Below are 6772 nucleotides of genomic sequence, written 5' to 3' on the forward strand. Positions count from 1 at the left end.
CTGGGGTGGAACTGCTAACAACGTAATGGGAGAGAGGGGGAGAGAAGGGTGTCCCCCGCAAACAATGCCGATCTCGGTGCCCGCGTTAATCGCGTCCCGAACTGATTTTCCACCCGCTTGCTGCTTTGCGTTGCTGCCAGAAGTGACGGTAGATACCGGGGACATCGGAAAGCTCAGAATGCGTGCCTAGCTGGCTGACTTGCCCGTGTTCATCCAAGACTACGATTTGATCAGCAGATTTGATTGTATCCAGCTTATGGGCGATGACAATAAAAGTAGATTGCTCCCGTAGCTCGTCCATCGCAGCAAGAATGTTTGCCTCATTTTCTGCATCGAGCGCGGAGGTAGCCTCATCAAAGAGTACAATCGGCGCTTGTTTGAGAAGCGCGCGAGCTACAGATACGCGCTGGCGTTCACCACCGGATAGAAGCCGCCCGCCTTCACCAACAGGAGTATGCCACCCTAGGCGGTTGGCAATAGAAGTCACGCCTGAAAGATCAGCTGCGCGGAAGACTTCCTCATCGGAGGCGTCGGGACGACCAACGCGGATATTAGCGATTAACGAGTCGTCGAAGAGGTAAACGTCCTGAAAGACCATGGACAGTCTGGACATTAACTGTTCGGTTCCAAGCTCGCGGATATCTACGCCGTCAACCATCACCGCCCCGGAATCTACATCCCAGAATCGCGAAATAAGGCGCGCAATTGTGGTCTTTCCGGAGCCAGAAGGACCGACAATGGCGGTAACGGTGCCTGGTCGAGCATGGAAAGTGACATCTACCAATACTGGTTTATCGCCGTATCCAAACGTGACATTAAGCAGCTCGACATTTCCCGAACCATCGCCTAGGCGCGGAGTAGTGGGTTCTGGCAGGGAAGGGGCATCGGTGATGAGCTCAGTTTCTGTGAGCGCGATACGGCCGGCATCTAAACCGACGAAAGAAGAACCCAGCTGTTCAAGCGTGCGGGTAAACCTCAAGCTGATTCCGATGATCGCAATTGTTTCTAGTGGCGATAGGGCGCCTTCAACGGCAAGATCCGCGGAGACCATAATGAGAGCCACAATGAAGATCTGCACTATTATGCCGTTGAGTAGCAAAGCTAATGTGGATACCCATAGCTCGCGTATTCGTGCTTTATGGTCGATTTCTAGCGCTTGCTCTAGTGGCGCAAAAACTTGTGATTGTCCTGCCGCGCGCAGGGCTGGTTGACGGTTAGCAAATTCTACGATGCGCTGGGAGAGCTCTTTACTCGGCCCCAGTGCGCGGTTCGATGCTTTCTCACGAATCCATGCAGCCAACTGCATCACCACGAGCGCCAATGGTGCGATGATAAGAAGGACCAAGCCCAGCTTCGGGTTCCAGAAACACGCTCCTACTAACAAGGTGACAAGTGCCGCGCTATCGCGGTATATCGTTCCTTGAATATGCGCAATGGTCTCGGCCGCCACCATAAAGCGATCTGAAACGAGGCGAGATAGGCCGCCGGTATTAGCCGGTACGAACCAGCCGAGCGGTAGCGTTGCTAATTTATCGCCCACAGTCGTGTGCGCGGCTCGGATGAAATCCAAGGCCGTGTGGTAAGAGGCCATGGTTGCGAAAAATCGTAGCGCAAAAGCTACGAGCGCAATTGCCAAAAGCGTCCACATCCATGGTGCGATCGTCGTATCCCCATCGAGTGCCTTTGTAAGTGGCACGAGCGTGAGAACGGCGAGGCCATCAAGCACGCCAACGATAAGCGATAGACAAGCATACCTTTTATTGAGCTTATGGCCTACAGGACTTTGCAGCTTTTTGACACTGCGAGTGAGTAGCGGATCACGAAGACGCGAACTAACAGGCGTAGTGGCATTAGACATGAGAATTATCCTTCATAGGCTTGAGGCAGATTATTTGGTCTGCTCCTTGGATGGACTCCGGCTTGTGGGCGATGACTAAGACGGTCTTGCCTCTGACGAGTGTGGCTAGAGCTGCTTGAATTTCTGCTTCGCAGTCAGGATCAGTTGCCGCAGTAGCTTCATCCAGGATCAAGATTGGGGCATTGGTAATGATTGCCCGGGCAATAGAAATGCGTTGCTGTTGTCCACCGGATAAAGAGGTGTCCTCACCAACAACGGTGTCGAGCCCAGCCGGTAAAGCGCGAATATCAGCAGCTATGTGCGCAGCCTCTGCGGCTTGCCAGATCTCTTCATCGCGGGCTTCTGGGCGTGCAAGGCGAATGTTTTCCCGAATACTCATACGCAGTAAGTGAGGATCTTGTAAGACGAAAGCCACAGTGCGGTACAAACTGTCGAAAGTGAGATCACGGATATCCACGTTGTTGATAGTGATTGTGCCCGAATCTGGATCCTGGAAACGCGCCAGCATCGTTGCTGCTGTGGATTTGCCAGACCCGGAGGGGCCAATCAATGCCGTGACAGTGCCTGCATTTAGTTGCGCAGAAAAGTCTTGGAGGACTGGTGTGTCTGGGGCGTAGCTAAAGCTGACCTTATGGAACTCCACCTCCATGTCTTGACTACTGGCATCGAGTCTCTTTTGGCCTTCTTTCACATGGGAAATTGTCATGACTTCATCAAGGCGCAACGCCGCATTGCCAGCGAGCTGGTAAGACCACATCATTTGGCCGACGGTTTGAATCGTGCCTGGGAGCACCAGCGCAATTAACGTTGTTGCGATGACTTCAGCGACCGTGACATAGCCACCAGCTATCAGCAGGGAACCGACTCCTAGATTGATAAGGATGAGGACAGGAACCGCCACCACAGACTCTGAGATTGCGGAAACACGCAGAAGCGGACGTACCCACTCGTAATAGAATTCCGCGAATTTTTGGGCAGCTTCGCGATATCGAGCGTGGGCTTTGCCAACGGTGCCGAAAGCCTTGACGACGGAAATACCTTCGGAGAACTCCACCGCAGTCGCAGAGACCTCACCCAGATAATTATCCATTTCCGCAGTTTTTGTGCCCATATCTTTCATTGAATATGCTTGGATTGCTAGGAAAATGGGCACAGTGGCAATAGAAAGTAGACCAAGGCGCCAATCCAAGATAAAGGCATAAACCAGAAGCGCGAGGGGCGTAAAGATCGCGGCGACCTTCTCTACAGGAGCATGGGCTGTCAGGGTGTGCAGAGTTAACGTATCGTCCTCGACGGCTTTGCGGACTTTGCCGGAATTAGTCTGGCTAAACCACGAGAGTGGTGCTTTCGCAATAGCGGTAATAATTCGGCGCCGGTTAATCCCCACCAGCTTTGCATCAGCGAAGTGGGTGATTGCAAGGGCAAGGAAATAGAAGAATAGCTGGCCCAAAAATGCAGCAAGTAGCCATTTCACAATGGACGCGACGTCATCAGTTTTGCCGTCGATTAGAGCATTTCCCAGTGCCACCAACGCGACGTAGGGTGCTACGGCGAGTACCGAGGATATAAGCGCGAGAAACTGTGCGAAGTAGATGGTTGTTTGCACTGGGGCCAGTAGTTTTTTTAGAGCGACCTGGCCGGCTTTTAGTTTTGCGTGAGCCTCTTCTTCCGGTGACGCACCGTGTGATTCTGGTGCGTGGGTTCCGCTTGATTCTGTGGAACTTTGTTTTAGTTCAGACATTTCTTTCTCAATTCTTGTTGATGTCAGTCATATCGATGATTCTGGTGACTGATTCTTGGATGAATTCGTGGTCATGGGTGATGACGATGACCACTGCTCCGCTTGCTGCAAGAGATCGAAGTAGCGCAGAGATGGATTGCAGTTGGCGCCAGCCCACGCCAGAGGTAGGTTCATCGAAGATGTAGATCGCTGCTTGCTCGGCTTGGGCTGAAGCTATGGCTAAGCGTTGCCGTTGCCCACCGGACAGAGACTGCGGATGCCGTTGGGCCATTCCTGCCAGATCGAGGCGATGGAGAATCTCATTGACATCGATGTGGTCCCGCTTCTTCTTTGCCAGTCCGAGCGTGACTTCTTCTTCGGTGGTGGCTGCGAATAATTGGCGGCCAACATCTTGCATCACCATGTACGCGGCACGTCTGCGGGCAGCCGCTCCTACTCGTTTGCTGTTCAAACGGAGACTACCGCCGCGTTTGGGAGAAGCAAGACCACAAATGATCCTGGCGAGGGTGGTTTTTCCAGCGCCGTTGGGCCCGATTAAGGCGGTGACTTCGCCGCTGGGGAAAAATGCGTGGTCAATGTTTAATACCTCATGCGCGCCATAAGAAAAACAGATGTTGCTTAGCTCGAGTCCGCTCCGCTGGGGATCGGCGTTTTCGAGCGTGGGTGGTACCGGCACGCTCGCGGGCAGGGGAACATGGTGTAAGCTGCGTAGCCCCAATTGTTTGCGTTCGGGTTCGTCTAAGGCATAAAACTCCTGAGCGCGGAAACTCCGCGTTATTTTTCCCTGAGTCAAGTAAATAACTTGGTCAGCGATATCTTTTAAGAAAAAGAGACGGTGATCAGCGATAATGATCGTTGTGCCTAATTCCTTCAAGCGGTGTAGCACGCGTGCAAGAATATCGATGCTTTCCATGGAGAGATTGGACGTGGGTTCATCGAGAAGCACGAGACTGCCCGGGGACACAAGCGCGCATGCGCATGCCACGGTTTGTAACTGCCCACCGGATAATTCTTTGAATCGCCGGCCCCGAAGATCGTTAATGCCTAGTAGCTCGACCGCTGATTGAATCCTCGACTCAATTTCTTTGGGATCTACACCAAGGTTTTCTAGCCCGAAGGCCAATTCTGCATTGACGCTTTCAGTGAAAAATTGTGTCCTTGGATTCTGGAATACTGAGGCGCTGAACTCGATGGCTCGGGACAGCGGTTCTTCCGCAGGGGTAAAAGCCTGGTCATCCTTTATAATAGTGATGGTGCCTAGTAGCTCTCCTGGATTGAAATGGGGGATGAGTCCGTTGATCAAATTGAGTACCGTGGACTTTCCCGATCCGGAATCACCGGTAATCAGTAGACACTGTCCTGGAGAGACAGAAAAAGACACATCAGATACACCTTGAATGCCTGGCCGAGCTCCCAATGGATATGTAAAAGAAACGTTGTGGGCGTCTACACTGGTTGCGATACTGCGTTCGTTCATAAGTGGACCTCCGTGGGAAGCCAGACAGAGGCAACAACGAGGCCCAACCCAGCTAGTGCAGTTGCATCGACAAGCTTGAAGGAAAGATCGGCGGTGGTGGTTGGGCGTGCGGGTCCTCCCAATCCCCGGACAAGAGCAGAGGCAGCGAGCTCATCACCAGCGCGGACGACGGCACCTAATAAGGGGATGATCAACATCGCGGACGATTGTGTGGGCTGTGTGATCCAGCTTTTTACTCCAGGCTGGAGACCCCGAAGGACCATGGCATCGCGGATGGCTTTGGCTTCTGCCACGATGATCGGCAAAACGCGCAGGAATACCGCCGGTGGAATGGTGGCCCAGCCTGGTAAACGCAGGTCCCGCAGTGCTGAGGTCAACGTGGATGGTGTGAGAGTGAGCAAGCCGAATGCGCCGATGGACATGCTGATGACAAAACGGCTTAGCCACGAAAAAATTGCCGCTGAAAAAGCGAAAAATGTGGAGCCAGGAAGCTGTAATAGGCCCCAGTACCCTAGATAGGATAATGCAAAAGCGAACAGGCAAATAAGACCATAGTGTGGCTTTACTGTAGCTAGTGCGATGGAGCTGAAAGCGATAGAAATCAGCAGTGTCGGTAGGTGGCCGTGGCTGAGAGCTACCGCATTGATTACTAGAACAGAAAGTAGCACGGTCCGTGGATCGATCGAAGATCGACGAAGCACGCCCTGTTTTTGCAGGCTCACAGGAGACCAGCGCTTTCAAAGTGTTTGCGGCTGACGCGAACTCCGACCTTTCCTCCGATAAAGCCGACGATGAGCGCACAAATGGCCAGTACTCCAATGGTCCATGGCTGGAAGATATCCGACATGGCATCGGCATATTCTTGACCCATTTGGTCTGCGATATCGACGTAGTAGGAGTCCGTATCCAGAATTAGCGGGATAAAAGGCATAGAAATCCAGACACAGAAGACGCTGTAGGCAATAGGGAAGGATCTGGCAATACTGAGGTGGCTTTTTGTAATAATCAAATCCGCGATAAACCCTAGAATTATGCTTCCCAGCAGGGTCCAGAAGTAGTGTCCGGTGAGCATGAATGCTAGTCCGTTAATACCACCGACGAGGGTGAAAGCACCCATTTTGGGCGTGCGGGCGGCATAAAGCGCTAGCACGATTCCGTTTGCGATTGCCGCGATGAACCATCCAATAAACATGAATTGTGGTCCTGCGAATCCAATCATTCCGCTTACAAAGGTGATTACAAAGTAAAGTGCAGCAAAGATACCAGCGTTGATGAGATCTCTGGTGTTTAAACGTGCCGTCGCCCCACTGGATGAGCTTGTACTCCGTGCGGGCGTAGAGGACTGTTGGGTCATAGTAAACCTCGATTCATGAACAGCTGGAAAGGCAAGGCTTACCTAATACAGATAGTGCTGTATATAAACTATTTCTAGTTTTGATCTGAAGATTCACCCTTAATGGGGGCGAATGTAGATAAGCGGACATCAAACCAGAGCACGACTACCGACTATGCACCGACAAAGTAAGCACCAACGGCAAGACAACCCTGTGAAGAACAATCGCGGTGGTGCTGCTATTGGCGATCACACCCGCAGGCCCGTTCGTGGTTTTGCTGCGGCCTTCTTCTATACGGCTTTGGGCGTGGTTGCGGCCAATGTATCTATGATTCGGCGCTTTCTTGGCCGGGTGGAACGAGA

Annotated in this window: 5 protein-coding genes; all 5 read right to left on the reverse strand. The window is 52.4% G+C overall.

The features are described from left to right. Positions 1–85: 85 nt before the first annotated feature. From HMPREF2724_RS03465 to HMPREF2724_RS03485, 5 genes are read right to left on the reverse strand one after another with little or no spacing between them, the layout of a single operon-like run. Positions 86–1858 carry an ABC transporter ATP-binding protein gene (locus HMPREF2724_RS03465; protein WP_061921189.1) on the reverse strand — a complete coding sequence of 591 codons (1773 nt, stop codon included), beginning with the start codon at positions 1856–1858 and terminating at the stop codon, positions 86–88. Beyond that, positions 1851–3599 carry an ABC transporter ATP-binding protein gene (locus HMPREF2724_RS03470; protein WP_061921192.1) on the reverse strand — a complete coding sequence of 583 codons (1749 nt, stop codon included), beginning with the start codon at positions 3597–3599 and terminating at the stop codon, positions 1851–1853. Before HMPREF2724_RS03470 ends, HMPREF2724_RS03465 begins: the two co-directional genes overlap by 8 nt. 7 nt (positions 3600–3606) lie before the next feature. Beyond that, positions 3607–5076, reverse strand: a complete 1470-nt coding sequence (locus tag HMPREF2724_RS03475) for an ABC transporter ATP-binding protein (protein ID WP_062036168.1) — start codon at positions 5074–5076, stop codon at positions 3607–3609. Beyond that, entirely contained in the window at positions 5073–5798 is a 726-nt protein-coding gene (locus tag HMPREF2724_RS03480; protein WP_046646863.1) for an energy-coupling factor transporter transmembrane component T family protein, read from the reverse strand. The genes HMPREF2724_RS03475 and HMPREF2724_RS03480 overlap by 4 nt, the downstream gene beginning before the upstream one ends. Further along, a complete protein-coding gene (locus HMPREF2724_RS03485) occupies positions 5795–6430 on the reverse strand; it encodes an MptD family putative ECF transporter S component (protein ID WP_061921197.1) in 636 nt (211 codons plus the stop codon). Before HMPREF2724_RS03485 ends, HMPREF2724_RS03480 begins: the two co-directional genes overlap by 4 nt. Positions 6431–6772 lie beyond the last annotated feature (342 nt).

The sequence above is a fragment of the Corynebacterium sp. HMSC071F07 genome, from assembly GCF_001810285.1.
Classification (GTDB): Bacteria; Actinomycetota; Actinomycetes; order Mycobacteriales; family Mycobacteriaceae; genus Corynebacterium; species Corynebacterium simulans.